Genomic DNA, 18917 nt, shown 5'->3' with positions numbered 1-18917 from the left:
AATGGATAGTGGAATGGAGCGGAAGACACTTGACTCCTGCGGGAGGTAGAGGAAAGGCTGAGACCCCGCAGGCGAAGGCGAGGAGGCTCAGCTTCCTCCCCGCGGAAAGCAAGTGTCTGGAGCGCAATGTAACGAACCAGTTTTTATATTTAACTTTATTAAAAACACTTTTAAAAAAAGGCTAACCCAAAGGTCTAAAATCTAGACTTTTGGGTCAGCCCCTTTTGCTTTAATCATTTTGATACAAAAACCAATAATCTATTCGATTCCACACTTCTAGTTAAAAATGTCTATTTATGATAGTATAGTAGAAAAGTAATTTAACCTGCAAACCTCTTAAGTTTTCTACAAATTTGTCATTAGTAAAGAGGGGATATACATCATGAAAAAGACATTATTTATTCTTTTACTCTCTCTTATTTGTATTCCATTTTATCATCTAGCAAAAGCCTTTCCTGAAGGTGTTCAGCTATCTTCATATAAGTTTGAAACAAATGGATTATCCTTATCTAAACCAATAGTTAGTGAACTGGTTTATTTACCTCCCAAAGGCTTTTCAGAAAATGATGCAATGAAGATGATAGAAAATATACAAAAAGTAGATGAAAACATTTTATTATTAGCAGCAGAGGAAAGTATTCAAATTAAACTATTCACTGGTTCTTTAACTAGTCAAAATGGTTTAGATAGATTAAAAGACTTGAAACCACGTGGATATGAAACAAATGATCCGAATTGGGAGTTAGTTCCGGGGATGAGTGATAATAGAGTCGTTTATGCAAAAATCGGGCATAGCGAATTTGGAAAAGGACATGGCTCTGTGTCACTAGAGCTTCATGAATTTGCTCATGCTGTTGATCGTTATGTTTTCCAGTACGTTCGAAAAAATCCACTCTTTTTAAATATCTGGAAACAAGAAGTTGACTCTCTTTTTCCGCTACAATCATATTTTATCCAATTCCCTGAAGAATATTTTGCTGAAACATTTGCCATGTATTATTACAATAATCAAACAAAATTAACTCTACAAGAAAAAGCTCCGTTAACTTTTACATTTATTCGTTCACTAGAAACACAAGCAGCAGAGATACGCAAAAATATTTATGTGAATTCTCAATATTAAAGTATGGTAAAATACATGAAGGATTAAAAGTAAGGGGAAATGTCTAAATGAAACAATATTTGGAATTATGTCAACATGTACTTGCAAATGGAGTGATAAAAGAAGACCGAACAGGTACGGGGACAATAAGTACATTTGGTTATCAAATGAGGTTCAACCTTAAAGAAGGATTTCCGTTAATTACGACAAAAAAATTACACACTAAATCAATTATTCATGAACTTTTATGGTTTCTTAAAGGTGATACAAATATAAAGTATCTTCAAGATAATGGTGTGAAAATTTGGAACGAATGGGCAGATGAAGATGGAGAGCTGGGTCCAGTATACGGACATCAGTGGAGAGCATGGCCTGCAAGAGATGGTTCTACTATTGATCAAATTACGAATGTTGTCCAGCAAATTAAAAACAATCCAGATTCCAGAAGATTAATTGTTTCAGCCTGGAATGTTGCAGATGTTGATTCTATGGCACTACCACCTTGTCATTGCTTCTTTCAATTTTATGTAGCAGATGGGAAGCTTTCATGTCAGTTATATCAACGTTCTGCTGACGTTTTCTTGGGTGTGCCATTTAATATTGCATCATATGCTTTACTTGTTCATATGATGGCACAAGCAACTAACTTAGAGGTAGGAGAGTTTGTTCACACTTTTGGAGATGTTCACATCTACTCAAATCATGTTGAACAAGTAAAAGAACAATTACAACGAGATCCTAGGCCTTTACCAACTTTAGTGGTGAACAAAGATGTTAAATCTATTTTTGATTTCTCTTTTGAGGACTTCAGTTTCGAAAACTACAATCCTCATCCACATATTAAAGGAGCTGTTAGTGTTTGATTTCTTTACTAGTAGCAATGGATACTAATCGCCTTATTGGAAAAGATAATCAACTTCCATGGCACCTCCCACAAGATCTGGCTTATTTTAAAAAATCGACGATGAATCATAAAATTGTAATGGGAAGAAAAACGTTTGAATCTATTGGTAGACCACTACCAGGTCGAGAAAATATTATTGTTACTAGAGATCGAAATTATTCCCAAGAAGGATGTTTAGTCCTGAATTCTTTAGAAGATATAGTGGAACTATCTGAGCAATCTGATGAAGAAATCTTTGTCATAGGAGGAGCGGAGATATTTCAGCAAATCTTACCTTGCAGTGACCGCCTTTATATTACACATATTTATCATGAGTTTGAGGGAGATACATATTTTCCTAGAACAAATGAAGAAGAGTGGGATATGGTGAAATGTGATAAAGGAATGAAAGATGAAAAAAATCCTTATGATTATGAGTTTGTTGTATATGAGAAAAAAGCATCATTTCGTTGAAGAACGAAATGATGCTTTTTTTAATTTTAATTCATACTACCTTTTAATGTTATTTTTAAGGTTTCTTTTAAAAGTATCAAAATCAGCCTTTATGTAATGAAAACATTTAGGATCTCCACCATGATCAGGGTGTGTTAGTTTTAATAATTCTTTGTAACTAGCAACAATTTCTTTTTTACCTGCTATTTTTGCTAGACCTAATTTATGCTGATATTCTCTTAGGTGATAAGATAGATCATAAGATGTGGGTTGTTCTTGTTGATCATGGTCGCTATTTTTATTTTTATTCATTGAATTTTCTTTGTATTTGATTAAGTCATCTCTTAATCTAATATTTTCTTTTAATAATTGAGTAACTTCCTTTTGTAAGTCATTATTTTCCTTTTTAAGTAGTGATATTTCTCGGTTTAAATTTTCTCGTTGTGTTATAAAGGAACTGGTAGCATCTTTATGAATGGCTTTTATCCCTTCAATATATTCATCTTGTAGCTTAATTTTTGTTTGAAGTTTCTTGATAATTTCATTTTTTTCATCTCGCAGGCTGTTTTGTAATAACTTCGTTGTTTGTTTATCAATACTGTAGCCGTTATTTTCGGAAGAAGTGATTATTCCTTCTTTAATCCACTTTCTTATTGTTAGCGTTCTTATACTCTCAGAGACTCCCGCTTTAGTGAGTTCCTCTACGGCTTCGTAAATATTCATATTGTCCCCCTAGTTTTTAATATCAAAAATACTCACTATAATATAAGTTGAACAAAGGAATTTTTTGTACTTATAATGAAATGAAATTGAAGGATTGTTTGCAATATAATAATATGCTACATTACTTATTAAAGATCTTTAATAAGTTTTTGGTAGTGTCAAAAGATTTATGAAAACTACCTAAAGGGTTAGCTTCTCTCCTATTTACTGGATGGAGATGCGCCGCAATCTCTCTTGACAAACACGCCAATGGTTTGTGGATTGTTTAACAAGGGCGAAGGGAACAAAAGAAGGCATACCAAATAAGCCCTTGGTTGTTTCCATTTTAAACCATTGGCAAGTTCGGTTTGTCAAGAGTTCGCTCCGCCGATTGCTGAATTAGCTTAAGGGCTCAGCTAAACAAAAAGTTAGGCTTGTCTTTGTTCTACTATCCATTGTTGTGCTAATCCAATGAGCTTTGTCCAACGTGCTGGCATTGTTGGAAGCCCCTTGAGTTCTGGATTCACTACGGGCACTTTTCCTTCTAAGGCGGCATGCGGACGCAAAAAGTTAAAGTAGGCCGTAAATAAGGTGACGTATGAAATGGAACCATGTTCAGAGCCGAATCCATGAGTGGAGCGATAATTGCCCTTAAAGGTGCGGTTAAGTCTCTCAATTATTTGTTTCATTGGTCTATATTCGGTTGAAACAGGGTCCTCATTGGTTAATCCAATGACCTGCTTCACATCGAATAAAATCTCATGTTGAGCGAAGAAATGTTGGGCTAAAAGATAGATTGGATTCCCGTCTACCACAAAGGTCAGATTTTCTGGAATCTCTTTCATCTTGATTAAGACCTCATCAATTGCTCGAATGGCTGTTGCTGTGTCTCGATTAGGCGACACCGGATACGAAAGAATAATCTTTTTCACGGCGTCAAAAAAGAAAAATAAATAATGCCATCGACCGTTTACTCTGATATACGTTTCATCACCGCAGAATTGGTCTGAAAGTTCATAGGGATAGTGATCCACATAAGGTTTAAGTAATAAAGCTACGCTATTTTCGTAGTTCAATACAGTCTGATGTGAAATCATCACTCCGTGTACGTCCTGCATAATCGCAGCTGTTTTACGGGCCGAAAGGCCATAGTTTACATGATAGGTTAGGATCAATCCTAATGTATGTGGGGATGCATAAATCTTTGATAAGTCCACGGCCGGCAGTTCTGGTGATTCCTTAGATAACGGCTGGAAATCGATATAAAACTGACGGAAAATGTATCTCAATTTAAATGCTTGAGGGTCCTTTTTGAACCTTTTCTTTTCTTTTGAAGTCATCCCATTGAGCTTCTTTTGATAATAAGAACAGTCATTGTTCTTGCACTTAAACACGTGAAAATCTTTTCTTTCTTTTATTTTCTCGAGAGTCTTGGAACAATGAGGACACTTCAGGATGGCCTCCTTAGAGTAACGGTTCTTTTCACTGAAAAGTTCTGTACACACCTTGCATTGATACTGACCTTTATCTCCATTGTTGGCATAAAGATAATCCGATGGAGCACCACACTTTGGACAGTTCATGGCTTTAGGTACGGAAACTTTTGCATTCTTACGCCTTTGAACAGGTTTGAGAGCTTTCCCGTTCTTCTCTAGATATTCACTAAGAAGAACTCGATAATCAAGCTGTTCTAGAACTTCAATGACCGGAAGGTCATCCACTTGAAGTTTTCGATAAGGTTTATTTACGGGCTGTTCAGTAGGTTTATCGAACATGCTTTTACCAATCAATAAAGTAAGCAATGTTCGAATGAGTTGTTCTTGATAGTTTATAAAAGTTAATAAATAGGTTATAATTTGAGGGTACAAATTGTCACTTCCATTCTTGGTTGTTGGGTGTGTGGTAACCTCAATTATCCAAAGAATTTAGGGGGTGGCAATTTTTTTGCCTATAAAGCCCTCTATGGAGATATTTTATAACCTATTTCTTATAGAAGTTTTGACAATACGAAGTTTTTTAGGGGGGTGAATACATTGAAAAAAGTATTTGCTACACAAGAGATGGTAAAGAAGAATATTCTTCGTAACATTCGTACAACTCTTTTAAGGTTGGGAAGTGCTACAAAAGTTGAACTCAGTCAAGCAATAGAAATTAGTTTCCCGACAATAAGTAAGTTCCTCGCGGAAATGGAGAAAGATGGGGAAATTATTTTAGTCGGATTAGATGAATCTAGTGGAGGGAGACGAGCAAAAAGATACAGATACAATCCCGAGCATATGCTAGGACTGGCCATTTTTTTAGAGAAAAGTGAGTCAAATTATACAATATTTAATTGTATAGGAGAAGTAAAGGAGCAGGGAAAGGTATCAAGTGTATTAATAAATGACGGTTTACCAGTACTAACTAGCTGTATCGAAAACTTGCTAAATAAATTTCCCAAAATCAGTTCTTTAGCAATTGGAGTTCCAGGTTCTGTAGATAATGGTCGGATTATTTTTATACCAGAATATGATCAGTTTCAAAATTTTGATTTAAAAGGATATTATGAGGATTATTTTTCCATACCGGTTGCAGTAGAGAACGATATGAACGCTTCTGTTCTTGGATATAACAATAAAACAGGGAATATAAATGGGCAGTCTCTCATCTATTTGTATCTTGGTCAAAATGGTCCGGGTGCAGGTATTATGATAAATGGTGATGTGATGCGGGGAAGCACTTCTTTCTCTGGAGAGGTTTCATTTGTACCTCAGTATAATAATCGAAATTTTGGGCAGGCTCTTGAAATTGAAAATGGGTCTAATAAAATAATACCTTATGAAAATGATGAAACGATTGATGCAATTAGCAGATTGGTAGCTTCATTTGCAGCAATCATTAACCCACATTCAATTATTTTTTCAAATGGTGAAATAAAAAAAGAAATGCTAAATAAAATGGCTATATGCAGTTCAAAATATATTCCGTCAGAGCATCTTCCAGAGCTAGTCATTAGTGATTTGAAACAAGATTATTTATTTGGGTTACAAAGCATTGGACTTGATCTTATGATTAATGATCAATAAATTACATAAGTGTAAAATTATGTGAAGTGAATTTTTGTCCATAGCTTTTAAGTTTAATACTTTTATTCTCTTTACTTTTTTAAAAATCTTTAATAAGTGTTTCTATAATATTGAATTGTTAAAGAGAAGAATAGACTATTATTAATAGATATAGGCGAGGTTAATATGACAACATTCCTTTTAGTTATTATTTATTTAGCATTTATAAGCTTAGGTTTACCTGATTCACTGTTAGGGGTAGCGTGGCCTGTAATGAAATCGGATTATGGTGCTCCCCTTGAGACTGCTGGATTTCTTTTTATGGCGATTGCAGGCGGTACGATTATCTCAAGTTTAGCTAGCGGAAAGATTCTTAAAAGGTTCGGGACGGGGCAGGTTACATTTGTCAGTGTTTTAATGACTGCCGGTGCATTATTAGGGTTTAACTTTGCTCCTTCAGTTTTATGGTTATTTTTATTTGCTATACCACTAGGTTTAGGTGCAGGAGCTATTGATGCAGGATTAAATGATTATGTTGCTACACATTATAAAGCTCACCATATGAGCTGGTTACATTGTTTTTGGGGAGTTGGAGCTACTTTTGGTCCGATCATTATGGCGCAGTTCATATCAGGCCAAAATACTTGGAGAAATGGATATTTTACAATTGCAGCAATTCAGTTTACATTGGCTGTAATTCTTTTCTTTACATTGCCATTATGGAATAGAGTGGTAAAAAATAACAATACGATCTCAAATGAAGAAATGGTAGATTCAGATGAGTTGATCCGTGATGATGAAGTGAAACCTTTACAAATTAAGGGAGTAAAACTGGCTTTGGCATCCTTTCTGTTTTATTGTGGAGTTGAAGCAACAGTTGGTCTCTGGGGAAGTAGTTATTTGGTAAATGTTAGAGAGATACCTGTAGCAGTTGCAGCACAATGGGTTTCCTTTTATTATGCAGGAATAACAATTGGTCGTTTTCTAACAGGTTTTATTACTTTCAAATTTAGTAATCTTAGTCTCATTCGTACAGGGCAATTACTAGCATTAACTGGTGCTATCTTTTTATTCCTACCATTGCCGTCGGTTTTCTCCTTAGTAGGTTTTATTATGATCGGGTTAGGATTAGCGCCAATATTCCCGTGTATGTTACATGAGACACCTTCACGTTTTGGGAAAAAGCATTCCCAAACTATTATGGGTTATCAAATGGCGGTAGCTTATACAGGAAGTACATTTTTGCCGCCTCTACTTGGTTTCATGGCGTCTTATACAACAATAGGAATATTCCCAATTTGTATTATTCTTATTATTGCAGCAATGCTGTTAAGTTCTGAAAAACTAAATGTTTTACTAACAAAGAGGGCTTTACTAAAGAGGGAAAATACAAATACAACAGTAATTTAACCTTTTATAACAAAGTGAATTTTAACAGTTTCCTCTATTTAATAAAAAGACTCAAAGTAATTTGATTAAAGCAAAAGGCGCTACCCTGAAGGATAGCGCCTTTTAAATCCATTTTATTATGGCAACAAATACAATAATACAGAGAAGAAGTGCAGCACTGTACCTGCTAAAACAAAAGTATGCCAAACAGCATGGTGATATTTAAAACCACGCCAAACGTAAAAAATTGCACCAACTGTATATAATACTCCACCAATGACAAGCAAGACTACACCATTAAAGGGTACGTTGCTAATAATGTGGTTCCAAGCAAAGACAATTAACCATCCCATTACAACATACATAATGGTAGAAAAGAATAAGTACTTCTTAACGAAGAATGATTTGAAAACTGTTCCGCCTATTGCCAAACCCCAAACAATTCCAAATAATGTCCAACCGACCCATCCTTTTACCGCAATAAAAAGAAAGGGTGTATAGGTGCCAGCAATAAAAAAGTAAATAGCGGAGTGATCTAATATTTCAAAAAAATCTTTTGCTCTACCTGCTGGAAAGCTGTGAACTAAGGTTGAAGCTGTATATAGCAAAACCATCGTTACTCCAAACAAAGTGAAGCTTACGATATGCCAAGCATTTCCATGTAAGGAGGAAAAGATAATCAATATGACTAAACCAGCAATGCTTAGTAAGCCGCCAATTCCATGCGTAATTGAATTTGCTATTTCTTCACCTTTAGAAAAGGTATGTGTGTTTGCCATGCTTTTCTCCTTTCAATGAAATTGTTTTTCAATAATTTATAAATTATATCATTCATTCATAAGATGAAATAGTGACATTTATCATTTATTTACTAGAAAAATTAGCTTTTTGATTGCTGAACATGATCTTGTAAAGAAGAGACTATTTGATGAAACAATTGTTTGTCCTCAAAATCTTGTTCTTTCCAATTTTCATAAATCCAAAAAAGCATTTCTCTCGAACTGTTAAACACTTCACCGCTCGTGTCAGCTTCTCTTATCATGTAACGACCATTTTCATCATCTGCAACAATTAAACAAGGAATTGCACCTTCCTTATTTTTTATTTCATATTCCATTATTTTATCACCTCATAAAAGTTTTTGTGTAAATAATTTTTTCATTCTTTTGAAGGTTTGTCAGCTTATTGCTTGTAGTTCATCTATCTATGAGACATAAAATTAAAAATTATGTAAAACTTTTTGATATTTCCTTTAAATTTTGAATATTCATGATATAATTTCAAATTAACAAGCAGTTGAAAGGACCGTGACAATGAAACAAACAATCAATGAATTGCAAAATGTTTTTGTGGAAGATATTTTAAAAGCGCATCATTTACTTAAAGATGTTGTAACACATACTCCATTACAAAAAAATGAACAACTCTCTGAAAAATATGAGTGTAATGTTTACTTAAAACGAGAAGATCAACAAGTTGTTCGCTCATTTAAAATCAGAGGTGCCTTTAATAAGATTAAGCAGCTTGATCCTGAAAAGACAAAGAATGGTATCGTATGTGCTAGTGCTGGAAATCATGCACAAGGTGTTGCATACTCTTGCCGTCAATTAAAAATCCATGGGAAAATTTTTATGCCGTCAACAACTCCTCGTCAGAAAGTTTCTCAAGTTGAACTGTTCGGTAAAGAATACGTTGATATTATTTTAACCGGCGATACGTTTGATGATGCATATCAAAAGGCAATGATTAGCAGTGAAGAAGAGAGCCGTACTTTCATTCACCCTTTTGATGATGTAGATGTAATTGCTGGACAAGGGACCGTAGGAGTAGAAATATTGAACGATGCTGATGTGGACATTGACTATGTTGTAGCAAGTGTTGGTGGAGGCGGCTTAATTTCTGGTGTTGGTACCTACTTTCACGCGATTTCACCTTCAACAAAGCTGATAGGTGTTGAACCAGAGGGTGCACCTGCTCTTTATCAATCAAGAGTAGAAAACAAAGTAGTTTCGCTTGAGAAGATTGATAAATTTGTTGATGGAGCAGCAGTCAAAAAGGTCGGAGACAAAACCTTTTCTATTTGTAACGATGTATTGGACAAAGTTCTGCTTGTTCCAGAAGGAAAAATCTGTACAACTATTTTAGAGTTATATAACGAAAATGCAATTGTAGCAGAGCCTGCTGGAGCGATGTCAATTGCATCTCTTGATTTTTTACGAGATGAAATTAAGGGTAAAAATGTTGTTTGTATCGTAAGTGGAGGAAACAATGACATTGGTAGAATGCAGGAGATCAAAGAACGTTCAATGATTTATGAAGGATTACAGCATTATTTTATTGTGAATTTCCCACAACGTGCAGGAGCGTTAAGAGAGTTCTTAGTTGAAGTACTTGGGCCAACCGATGATATCAATCGCTTTGAGTATACCAAGAAGAATAACAAAGACAATGGACCAGCATTGGTAGGTATTGAATTAAAACAAAAAGAAGATTATGAACCTCTTGTAAAAAGAATGAAAAAGAAAGGTTTTTTTGTAACTGAAGTGAATAAGGATAGTAATTTATTTCACCTTTTAATCTAATAGTATTCTTCTGAAGAGTTGAGGTTAGTGCAAAACATTGATATCTCAACGATGAAAACGCCGAAAAAAAACTTTTCATTAGACAAAAATAGACAGACTTCTCATTGTAATTGGGTTATAATATAGGAAACGGGTAAAAAAGAGGATTGATAACTTGTTATTCAAGAGCCTAGAGTTCAAACTGGCAAGTGGACAGAAGGTAAAAATTACTGATATCCCAGTATTGGAGGAGGATAACAAAAACCGTTTCATGCTTCAAATCCGTTTACAGAAGTTTATATCCATTATCCAAACACAGATAAATCCAAGAAGTATTTATTCTTTTAAAGATTACTTGAAAAAAGTGTTGAAATGGCCTGATTACGAGGCTATCTTTGGAAGTAGTATATTAAAAAACAATGCTTAGGAGGGAACCAGGAGTGTCTGGTTCTCTTTTTTTGTTTTAAAATACTTAAATTATTACTCAATGTTTTATTCTTTCGGAATAAAACACATGGACAATATACCAATCAATAGGTTTGAAGTCGCATATAATTTTAAAAGATAAGAAATAATTTCATTGAATGTGCCTTTAATGGGGGTATAATAGTAGGTAGACTTTTTAGGGATGTGAGGATTTGCAAAAAATTAAAATTGTAACTGATTCAACAATAGATATGAGAAAAGATTTGATAGAAGAATATGATATTACGGTTGTTCCATTGTCCATTACAATAGATGATAAACAGTTTACAGACGGAGTTGACATTACTCCAGACGTTTTTATAAAAATGATGAATCAATCTATTGAACTACCTAAGAGTTCACAACCACCTGCTGGGGAGTTTCTAAGAGTGTATGAGGAGCTTAGCGAGGATGGGAGTTCAATTATTTCTATTCATATGACAAAAGGCTTAAGTGGGACAGTCCAATCAGCTCAATCGGCTGCTCAAATGGCCGAAGCTGATGTAACAGTTCTTGATTCAATGTTTATTTCTAAGGCACTAGGTTTTCAAGTTTTGGAAGCAGCAAAAATGGCTAAAGAAGGTTCTTCAAAAGAACAAATACTTCATAGGATAGCTGAAATTCGTGATCAAACAAGACTTTATTTAAGTGTAGACACACTGGAAAATCTTGTGAAGGGTGGTAGGATTGGTCGTGGAAAAGCTTTAATAGGCTCCTTACTCAATATTAAGCCAATAGCAAAATTACAAGATGGGCTTTATACTCCAGTTGGAAAAGTTAGAAGTCAATCTCAGGCAGTAAAATACTTAGCCAAACAATTTGCAGAAGATGTAAAAGGGAAAACTGTTAAAGCAGTTGGCATTGCCCATGCCGACGCACATGATTTTGCTCAAAGACTAAAGCAAGCTGTTCTTGAAATTAGTCCGAATTGCATGGTAGATATCTCATTTACAACACCTGTTGTTTCAACACATACGGGACCGGGTGCAGTAGGTTTTATGTTTTTTGCAGAGTAAATATTTGACCAAGACAAGACCATTTTTTATGGGGATTGTCTGGGTCTTTTTTAGTTCTTCATGGCATTTGATTCAAATATATAGAAAACCCATTTGTAATGGGTCAAAATATAAAAAGACATCGTGCTAAAAATTACGCATAATTATTATAAAAAGAACAGTAAAGTGCAATGAAGTATTTAAATTAGCTAATCACTCAAAACAGGTGGTGTTGAATCATCGGTAAAAAAGTGTTGTTTATCGGAGACTTTGGAATTGACGATATTGTTGCTTTACTTTTTGCTTATTATAGTAAAAGTATTGATATTGTTGGAATTGTTGTTGACTACGGAAATATCTCAAAGAAAAACGCCACGATAACAGCAAGATATATTCAAGAAATTACCCAGCTGACAGATATCCCTATTATTGGAGGTGCAGATCGACCGTTAACTGGCGAACAACCTACTTATTTTCCTGAAATTCACGGTGAATATGGACTTGGTCCGATTACGCCTGATTTGAGCGAACCGATACCTGAATTTGAGAACTTTCATGAGATTTTAACCGTTATTAATCAATATCCAAATGAAATTAGCATTGTTAATGTTGGTCGTTTAACATCATTAGCAACAGCAATTGTTTTATATCCGAATTTTCTATCGCAAGTCAAAGAGTTCTATATTATGGGCGGTGCATTCCTTTTTCCAGGTAATGCAACCCCAATTGCTGAAGCAAATTTCTATAGTGATCATTACGCAGCAAATCTAGTAATAAGTAATGTAGAAAAAGTAAAGATATTTCCTCTTAATGTAACGAATTATGCAATTATTCCTGATAACATCATAAATCAACTTGACCAATATTTTAAAAGAACAGGCGATAGTGTAGGTCAATTATTAAAGCCGATTATCACCCATTATTCAGAATGGTATAAAAAAAGAGATCCCTCCATTTCGGGTGGACCAATGCATGACTTGTTAACACTCTGGGCAGTAAAAAATAGTAACCATTTTCAATTTGTTGATAAGCCTGTAAAAATCAGTACGGAAGATGGTGTGGCGAGAGGGCAGAGCATTGGAGATTTCAGGCCTTATAAAGAGCTCGAAAAGTATCCTATACATTCAATTGCGATAAAATTTGATTACCAATTCTATATTGAGAATGTATACGATACCTTTATAAATGGCAATAAGTTTAATAATTATTCAAAAAAGCTTCACATCATTTCATCTTCCCCTTTATGTTGTATTTTGATAAACTTTTCATTATGAACGAAACAGAAGGGTGAAGGTGTTAATGAAAAAGAAAATTTTATGGAGTTTGATCGGAGCCACTATTCTTATTTTAAGTGCCTGCGGACAAAAATCACCAATTGAAAACCCACTTAATTATGAAGTTCAATCCTTTGAATATACAAACCAAGACAATGATCAAGTATCATTGGAGGATTTAAAAGGAACGGTGTGGGTAGCTGATTTTATTTTTACTAGCTGTGACACAGTATGTCCACCAATGACAGCGCACATGACGGAGCTTCAACAGATACTAGAGAATGAAGGGCTTAATACAAGGATTGTTTCCTTTAGTGTTGATCCAGAAATTGATACTCCTGATAAACTTAAAGAGTTTGCAGAGCCTTACTCAATTTCATTTGAAAACTGGGATTTTTTAACGGGATATTCACAAAAGGAAATTGAAGAATTTGCAAAAGAAAGCTTTAAGACTATTGTTCAAAAGCCAGAAAGTACAGAACAAGTGATCCATGGTACTTATTTTTATTTAGTTGATCAAAATGGAACGGTGCTAAAAGATTACAATGGTGTTGAAAATCCACCATATGATCAAATGATTGCAGATATAAAAGCAATAAGCCAGGAATAAACAAAAGATAAGCCATGAAAAAAGATTCCATAAGGAGTCTTTTTTCATAAGATATAATAAAGTTAAAAGTTTAAAAGCTAACTCTTTTTCATGATTTAAAAGGCTTTTATCCATGGTGACATGATATAATGTTTTTTTGAAACTAAATAACGGGGTGATTGTATGCTCCAAAAGCTTGTATTGTTTAGTATAATTGGCTTGTGCTTAACTGGTTGTATAAATCAGCCTGCTGCAAAACTAGAATATAAACCTGTGTCACTAAGCGAAAAGGAAACCCCTGCTGAAGATTTTTTTCCTAAAACTATGAAGGTAGTTGGGATAGGTGATTCTTTAACAAAGGGAGTTGGCGACGGAGCAGAGTTGGGTGGTTATGTTGGCAGAGTGACTGAAATGTTGGAAGAGCAAGATCACATTAAAGAAGTTTTGGTTGAAAATTACGGGGTAAAGGGACATAAAACATCTAATCTCCAAAAAAAGTTAACAAATGATAAAGTAATTGAATCCATTAAGGAAGCAGATATGATTGTTATGACTATTGGTGGAAATGACATTATGAATGTTGTTCGACAGAATATTTTCTCATTGGACTTTCAACCGTTTAGAGCATAGCAAAAACTTTACGAGGAAAGATTAAGTAATATTATTATAACAATTCGATCTTATAATTCAGATGCACAAATTGTATTTGTTGGCCTTTATAATCCTTTTAAATATATGCTTCCTAATATAACGGAAATCGATCAAATTATCGATGAGTGGAACTCAGTTTCAAAACAGATGATAACGGAAGATAAAAATGGGATATTTGTATCTGTTGAAGATATTTTCTCTACTTCTGAAGTAGACAATAAGCTATTGTACAAAGATGAATTTCATCCTAACGAAAGCGGGTATACATTAATAGCTGAGCGAGTATATGATTCTATATCTAAAGCAGAAGTATCCTTTAATGAATAGGTAGAAATGAGTGATGTAATGAGAAGGTGGAAAATTTCATTTTTTGTTCTAGCTGGGATTAACGTACTGTTTCTTTTGTTCGTGACAGTTTCTTCATTAATTCCAACCGAAAAACCTAGCGCACAAAACACGAAAGTTAGTAAGGAAGGAACTGTCCCTTTTCTTATTAAAACCCAGAAAAGTGACTTGACTCATTTAGTGAATCACTATTTAGAACAGGAAACAGGTCAGCAAAATTTACAATATCGAGTGGAATTTGAAGATAAAGTAAACGTGTATGGAGTTGTAAAAGCTTTTAATAAAGATATTGACATGAAGTTAATTCTGGAACCGAAAGTTAAATCTGATGGAAATGTTCAGTTATTGGTTAATGAATTGTCAATAGGACAGTTGAAGCTTCCTGTGTCTTATGTACTGAAATATATGAATACTTATTATGATCTTCCTAAGTATGTGGTAATAGATCCAAGTGAAAAATTGATTGATATTCATCTTGACCAATTAACATTAAAGAGTGGTTTAAGTGCAAGAGCTGAAAGCTTTAATTTAGAAAAAGATGACATCACATTTACATTATATGTTCCACTGCCGTAAGGTCTAACTTCAAATGTTAGACCTTATAGCCTTTTATGGGAAGTTTAGTTCTTTACAGCATTATTTTTTTATACTGAAAAATGGTACGAATTACCCCCAGGTTAAAACCTAGAATGATCTTGTTGAAACATGTATACTTATAGAATAGTATGTCGAATAAATAGATAGATTAATAGATGCCTGAAAAAATGTATCTATTAGACGACGTATTAGTAAGCTCTAACTCTGAAATTAGAGTGGGAGGGTTATAATTGTTTTGTATAAACTGTGGAGCTAGTTTTATAGAAAAAAATGCAAATTATTGTTCCCATTGTGGGAAAAGAAGAAATGATCATCATAAATCAATAAACAAAAAAACTTATTTACTAAGCTTCTTAATTCCAGTAGGAAGTTTTTTATCGGTTCTCTTTGTTCTAATATTTGTTTATTCTCATGAAACTAAAGTAAATGGAAATGTCATTACTTATCAAGAAAAAGCAGAAAAAGCTGCTTTAGCAGGGGAGTATAACAAAGCATTAGATTTTGTAGAAACTGGTCTTTCATATCGTAATAATTACGATATTCTATTAAATGAGAAAAAATTACTTTTAACAATTATGGATTTAAACGAGGATCTTACGGAAGTTGAAAAAAAAATAATGGATGAACAATATGAAAGTGCTCAAAGGGATCTTGATTTACTTAAGCGCCAAATGGGTACGAATCGATCACCATTATTTGTAAAGCTTAGTCACGAAATTAAACAAGCCGAAACTTCTGTCAAGGTTGGGGAAATGAAGGAAGAAATAAATAAGCTAGAATCTATAGATGAGTTGGCTGATAAATTGGCCACTTTTTATTCGTTGGAATTACAAGAAGCTACTGAATTAAAACAACAGATTTATACGAAAATGGTCACAATTAGTTCGGTTAAAGCTGAAGAAAACTTGGCGAATAAACATTTTAACCAAGCGTTAAATGTAGTAGATGAGGCATTACAGTATGTTGTCAATAATGAGAAACTGCTATCACTAAAAGATCGGATAATAGAGGAAAAGACCGGTTTTGAACAAGCTGAACAAGAACGAATTAATAAAGCTCTTCAAGCCGCTAAAATGGAAGAACAACATAATCTTACAAAAGCCGTGGAATTAACAGCAGTCAATATAAAAGTTGATAAATATGGTGATGCATATATTAATGGTTCTGTAAATAATAATGGGACTGAAACAGTGCACTCAATTGTTATTGAGTTTACAGTTAGCGATGAAAAAGGAAAGGAATTAGAGTCTGGTAAAACAAATGTGTTTCCAAATAAGCTGGAGCCAGGTGAAACTGGTGATTTTGAACATGTGACTTATTCAACAAAAGAAAATGCAAAAGTTAACATTATGAATATTTCATGGTTATTAGAAGAGAAGAAAGGATAATTTATGAATAAGAGAGTGATATATAGTATCATAGTATCCCTTCTAATTTGGATAGCAGGTGGGTTTGGCTATTTTTATATAAAAGAACAAACAACAAAAAATGTATTTTCTGAATCAACGATTTTAAACAAAGTTGAAGATTCAAATAATGATAAAACTGTTCCTGAGATAAAGGAAATTATTCGTGAGGCTCAAAAGAAAGTTGTGATGGTTGAATTAAATGATGGTACGGTTGGATCTGGCTTCTTATATAATGATAAAGGTGATATTATTACGAATGCACATGTTGTTAGTGGTGCTAGTGAGGTAAAAGTTAGAACAACCGATGCAAAAGGCTTCGATGGAAAAGTAATTGGAATAAGTACAGAAACTGATGTAGCGGTCGTTCGAGTTGAAGGTTTAGAGGATGTGGAGCCTTTAAGTTTATCACCAAATACCAAACTAGAAATTGGCGATGAAATATTGGCACTAGGTAGTCCATTAGGTTTTCAAAATACGGTTACAACTGGAATTATTAGTGGAACGGACAGAGAACTAAGTGTTGATCCGTATATTTATGAAGATGTGTATCAAATATCTGCACCCATTGCTCCAGGTAATAGTGGAGGTCCGCTGATTGACAGGCAAACTGGAGCTGTTATAGGCATTAATTCCGCTAGAATTGAGCAAGGAAATATCGGGTTTAGCCTCCCAATTAGTGCAGTATTACCACTTGTTAATAGTTGGTCAGAAACACCTATGAAGAACCTTCCTGTTGAACCTTCTATTGACGCAGCCGTTGATATAGACGAAAATAAGATTATAGAAACATCAGATTATTTAATTAGCTACTTCATTGAGAGTATAACCTTTAATGATTTTGTCACTGCTTATTCCTTGTTAGGAAGTGAATGGCAGTCAAATGTAGATTATCAATCATTTCGTAAAGAGTATTTGAATATTTTATCTATAACTATTAAAGAATTAAAAACGGTAAAAAAAGAAGAACAAATAATCGTTGAAACAGTCCTTGAGATTGTGAAAAGAACAGGTAGTGGTCAAGAAACTACTTCAACTTCTGTGAATTATGTGATAGCTTACGAGAATGATCAGGCCAAAATTATATCAGAGAAAAAGCAGGATTGATTAATCATATATATTCCTTGGATTACTAAATAATATAAGGGGGTTATTATGAAAAACAAATTTGTTTTAATGGGAATTGCAGCCATCATTATTGCGCTTATTTTCGGTGGAATTGCCTATCAGCAGCTAGTTGCAGAAAATATGGATGAGGTGTACTTAAATCTCGCCTATAGCACATTGTGTATGAGTATTGCAGTTTATGTTTGGCATATTAAAGATGAAAAGCAAAAACATAAAAGTGAAAGTTAATTTATTAAAATGAGAGGGAAATCCCCTCTCATTTTTTGTACGTTAAAAGCATAAATCAGCAGCACTGAAAAATTCCGACATAGTGTTCAATTCCTAAGTATTTAGCTTAAGTGCAACTACTCATCACATTTCATCTTGTAGGCTCGCCGGTCAGCGAGTTTTCTACTTGAAAAAGTTTTATGATTATTCTGCTTCTTCTTCAGTTTGTTCAGCGTCTTCTTCGGTTTCTTCAGTACCTTCTTCAGTTTCTTCTACATTTGTTTCTTCTTGTTCAGTATCCTCTGTGTTGTTACATGCAGCCATTAAAAATACAGCAAGTAAAGAAGCTCCAACTTTTAATAATAAACTTTTATTCATTGTCTTTTCCTCCCATGTAACGTTGAGTAATTTATATGTGAACCAGTTGGCTCAACTTAATAATAATGGAAATTTCAGGTGTGCATAGACTTTTTACAGAATCTGTACATGATCTTAAAAAATTAAAAATGAATTAAAAATTCATTAATGATCTTTACAGTAATTTATTGTAAAACTAGTTCAATCGATACTTCAAATCCCTCTTCAATCAGACTGTGGTAGGACAGCTCTTCGTTTATTCATCGTCTACATAATTTCATCTTAAATGGAAAAAATGATGGTAGTTCTTATGCAAAGGAGAGATAAGGTTGAAAAACAAAAATAAAAAATTAAGTTATGAATCAGATGGGAAAATGGGGAAGAAAGATGAGAAATCCTCAAAAAATGAAAAAAAAGAAGACCCGATGTTTTTTAATATGACTCAAAATAGTGAGTGAAGAAAAAGTGGAATAGATCTGATCATAAAAGATTCTATTCCACTTATTTTCGTTATGTTAGTAAGACTGATTAATCTGTGCTCTTTTAATAAATGATATTTCGTCTTCAATTAGACCACAAGTACCGCACTGTACTCGATAATTAGGACCTTTATATGAAACATGGAACGGATCTAAATTTGACTGCTGGAGCTCTTCTACTATATCTCCTGTTTGTGGGTTTAATTTAACCGGTTTTGCAAGTTGTTCAATAATATTAAACCTGGTTCTATTTGTTTTACAATTTGGGCATAAATATGGTGAAGACATTA

The 18917-nt window shown here is 33.9% G+C and carries 21 protein-coding genes and 1 pseudogene; 16 read left to right on the top strand and 6 right to left on the bottom strand.

From position 1 onward, the window contains the following. Positions 1–382 precede the first annotated feature (382 nt). Genes LPC09_RS15525 through LPC09_RS15515 form a run of 3 tightly spaced genes read left to right on the top strand, consistent with a single transcriptional unit; the run spans position 383 to position 2459 of the window. Positions 383–1123, top strand: a complete 741-nt coding sequence (locus LPC09_RS15525; protein WP_098797416.1) for an anthrax toxin lethal factor-related metalloendopeptidase — start codon at positions 383–385, stop codon at positions 1121–1123. A gap of 47 nt (positions 1124–1170) precedes the next feature. Further along, positions 1171–1965, top strand: coding sequence for a thymidylate synthase (locus tag LPC09_RS15520; RefSeq protein ID WP_231307718.1), 795 nt, complete (start codon positions 1171–1173; stop codon positions 1963–1965). Continuing rightward, on the top strand, positions 1962–2459 hold the full coding sequence (locus LPC09_RS15515) for a dihydrofolate reductase (protein ID WP_231307717.1): 498 nt from the start codon (positions 1962–1964) through the stop codon (positions 2457–2459). The genes LPC09_RS15520 and LPC09_RS15515 overlap by 4 nt, the downstream gene beginning before the upstream one ends. Positions 2460–2495: 36 nt before the next feature. On the opposite strand, the gene LPC09_RS15510 is transcribed toward LPC09_RS15515, so the two are convergent. Together LPC09_RS15510 and LPC09_RS15505 are read right to left on the bottom strand one after the other, a co-directional pair. Further along, entirely contained in the window at positions 2496–3161 is a 666-nt protein-coding gene (locus LPC09_RS15510; RefSeq protein WP_231307716.1) for a hypothetical protein, read from the bottom strand. Positions 3162–3568: 407 nt separating this feature from the next. Continuing rightward, complete coding sequence (locus LPC09_RS15505; RefSeq protein WP_098795475.1) at positions 3569–5008, bottom strand: DDE-type integrase/transposase/recombinase; 1440 nt, start codon at positions 5006–5008, stop codon at positions 3569–3571. Positions 5009–5200: 192 nt separating this feature from the next. Here LPC09_RS15505 and LPC09_RS15500 point away from each other — a divergent pair, with 192 nt between their 5' ends. Then, a complete protein-coding gene (locus LPC09_RS15500) occupies positions 5201–6205 on the top strand; it encodes an ROK family transcriptional regulator (RefSeq protein WP_231309768.1) in 1005 nt (334 codons plus the stop codon). Between the two features lie 165 nt (positions 6206–6370). Continuing rightward, the gene (locus tag LPC09_RS15495; protein ID WP_098797411.1) at positions 6371–7594 is read left to right on the top strand and encodes an MFS transporter; all 1224 of its coding nucleotides are present in this window, start codon (positions 6371–6373) and stop codon (positions 7592–7594) included. 116 nt (positions 7595–7710) lie between these two features. Here the strand turns inward: LPC09_RS15495 and trhA are convergent, their stop codons facing one another. Both trhA and LPC09_RS15485 read right to left on the bottom strand, forming a co-directional pair. Continuing rightward, positions 7711–8352: a PAQR family membrane homeostasis protein TrhA gene (trhA, locus tag LPC09_RS15490; RefSeq protein ID WP_098797410.1), complete on the bottom strand. Its 642-nt coding sequence runs from the start codon at positions 8350–8352 to the stop codon at positions 7711–7713. A 101-nt stretch (positions 8353–8453) separates the two neighbouring features. Beyond that, on the bottom strand, positions 8454–8690 hold the full coding sequence (locus tag LPC09_RS15485; protein WP_098797409.1) for a hypothetical protein: 237 nt from the start codon (positions 8688–8690) through the stop codon (positions 8454–8456). A gap of 196 nt (positions 8691–8886) precedes the next feature. Here LPC09_RS15485 and ilvA point away from each other — a divergent pair, with 196 nt between their 5' ends. The 10 genes and pseudogenes from ilvA to ypmT all read left to right on the top strand — a co-directional run bounded on the left by ilvA (position 8887) and on the right by ypmT (position 17812). After that, positions 8887–10155, top strand: coding sequence for a threonine ammonia-lyase IlvA (gene ilvA, locus LPC09_RS15480; RefSeq protein ID WP_098797408.1), 1269 nt, complete (start codon positions 8887–8889; stop codon positions 10153–10155). Positions 10156–10309: 154 nt separating this feature from the next. Continuing rightward, entirely contained in the window at positions 10310–10561 is a 252-nt protein-coding gene (locus LPC09_RS15475; RefSeq protein WP_098797407.1) for a DUF2535 family protein, read from the top strand. A 211-nt stretch (positions 10562–10772) separates the two neighbouring features. Continuing rightward, entirely contained in the window at positions 10773–11615 is an 843-nt protein-coding gene (locus tag LPC09_RS15470; protein WP_098797406.1) for a DegV family protein, read from the top strand. Positions 11616–11845: 230 nt separating this feature from the next. Further along, on the top strand, positions 11846–12868 hold the full coding sequence (locus tag LPC09_RS15465) for a nucleoside hydrolase (protein WP_231307715.1): 1023 nt from the start codon (positions 11846–11848) through the stop codon (positions 12866–12868). Positions 12869–12893: 25 nt separating this feature from the next. Further along, positions 12894–13478: an SCO family protein gene (locus LPC09_RS15460; RefSeq protein ID WP_098797404.1), complete on the top strand. Its 585-nt coding sequence runs from the start codon at positions 12894–12896 to the stop codon at positions 13476–13478. 162 nt (positions 13479–13640) lie between these two features. Next, positions 13641–14435, top strand: a pseudogene (locus LPC09_RS15455) (SGNH/GDSL hydrolase family protein). A gap of 18 nt (positions 14436–14453) precedes the next feature. Further along, positions 14454–15029, top strand: coding sequence for a YpmS family protein (locus LPC09_RS15450; protein ID WP_176551081.1), 576 nt, complete (start codon positions 14454–14456; stop codon positions 15027–15029). 251 nt (positions 15030–15280) lie between these two features. Further along, complete coding sequence (locus LPC09_RS15445; protein WP_098797400.1) at positions 15281–16438, top strand: FxLYD domain-containing protein; 1158 nt, start codon at positions 15281–15283, stop codon at positions 16436–16438. Positions 16439–16441: 3 nt separating this feature from the next. After that, a complete protein-coding gene (locus LPC09_RS15440) occupies positions 16442–17563 on the top strand; it encodes a S1C family serine protease (RefSeq protein WP_098797399.1) in 1122 nt (373 codons plus the stop codon). A gap of 48 nt (positions 17564–17611) precedes the next feature. Beyond that, positions 17612–17812 carry a protein YpmT gene (gene ypmT, locus LPC09_RS15435; RefSeq protein WP_098799488.1) on the top strand — a complete coding sequence of 67 codons (201 nt, stop codon included), beginning with the start codon at positions 17612–17614 and terminating at the stop codon, positions 17810–17812. 183 nt (positions 17813–17995) lie between these two features. On the opposite strand, the gene LPC09_RS15430 is transcribed toward ypmT, so the two are convergent. Then, on the bottom strand, positions 17996–18169 hold the full coding sequence (locus LPC09_RS15430; RefSeq protein ID WP_176551233.1) for a hypothetical protein: 174 nt from the start codon (positions 18167–18169) through the stop codon (positions 17996–17998). Positions 18170–18477: 308 nt separating this feature from the next. Here LPC09_RS15430 and LPC09_RS27405 point away from each other — a divergent pair, with 308 nt between their 5' ends. Next, a complete protein-coding gene (locus LPC09_RS27405) occupies positions 18478–18606 on the top strand; it encodes a hypothetical protein (RefSeq protein WP_255301700.1) in 129 nt (42 codons plus the stop codon). Between the two features lie 57 nt (positions 18607–18663). Here the strand turns inward: LPC09_RS27405 and LPC09_RS15425 are convergent, their stop codons facing one another. Continuing rightward, a complete protein-coding gene (locus LPC09_RS15425) occupies positions 18664–18915 on the bottom strand; it encodes a DNA alkylation repair protein (RefSeq protein WP_098799489.1) in 252 nt (83 codons plus the stop codon). Positions 18916–18917 lie beyond the last annotated feature (2 nt).

Origin of the sequence: Metabacillus sp. B2-18 (assembly GCF_021117275.1) — a bacterium.
Classification (GTDB): domain Bacteria; phylum Bacillota; class Bacilli; order Bacillales; family Bacillaceae; genus Metabacillus.
Note: the sequence above shows the minus strand (reverse complement) of the source record. Positions and strands in the feature narration are given on the sequence as shown.

Bases quoted from the DNA above. Each gene is read 5' to 3' on its own strand.
- LPC09_RS15440 (WP_098797399.1), top strand. From the start codon at position 16,442: ATGAATAAGAGAGTGATATATAGTATCATAGTATCCCTTCTAATTTGG.
- trhA (WP_098797410.1), bottom strand. From the start codon at position 8,352: ATGGCAAACACACATACCTTTTCTAAAGGTGAAGAAATAGCAAATTCA.
- LPC09_RS15460 (WP_098797404.1), top strand. From the start codon at position 12,894: ATGAAAAAGAAAATTTTATGGAGTTTGATCGGAGCCACTATTCTTATT.
- ilvA (WP_098797408.1), top strand. From the start codon at position 8,887: ATGAAACAAACAATCAATGAATTGCAAAATGTTTTTGTGGAAGATATT.
- LPC09_RS15500 (WP_231309768.1), top strand. From the start codon at position 5,201: ATGGTAAAGAAGAATATTCTTCGTAACATTCGTACAACTCTTTTAAGG.
- LPC09_RS15495 (WP_098797411.1), top strand. From the start codon at position 6,371: ATGACAACATTCCTTTTAGTTATTATTTATTTAGCATTTATAAGCTTA.
- LPC09_RS15520 (WP_231307718.1), top strand. From the start codon at position 1,171: ATGAAACAATATTTGGAATTATGTCAACATGTACTTGCAAATGGAGTG.
- LPC09_RS15525 (WP_098797416.1), top strand. From the start codon at position 383: ATGAAAAAGACATTATTTATTCTTTTACTCTCTCTTATTTGTATTCCA.
- LPC09_RS15485 (WP_098797409.1), bottom strand. From the start codon at position 8,690: ATGGAATATGAAATAAAAAATAAGGAAGGTGCAATTCCTTGTTTAATT.
- LPC09_RS15425 (WP_098799489.1), bottom strand. From the start codon at position 18,915: ATGTCTTCACCATATTTATGCCCAAATTGTAAAACAAATAGAACCAGG.
- LPC09_RS15510 (WP_231307716.1), bottom strand. From the start codon at position 3,161: ATGAATATTTACGAAGCCGTAGAGGAACTCACTAAAGCGGGAGTCTCT.
- LPC09_RS15430 (WP_176551233.1), bottom strand. From the start codon at position 18,169: ATGAATAAAAGTTTATTATTAAAAGTTGGAGCTTCTTTACTTGCTGTA.
- LPC09_RS15450 (WP_176551081.1), top strand. From the start codon at position 14,454: ATGAGAAGGTGGAAAATTTCATTTTTTGTTCTAGCTGGGATTAACGTA.
- ypmT (WP_098799488.1), top strand. From the start codon at position 17,612: ATGAAAAACAAATTTGTTTTAATGGGAATTGCAGCCATCATTATTGCG.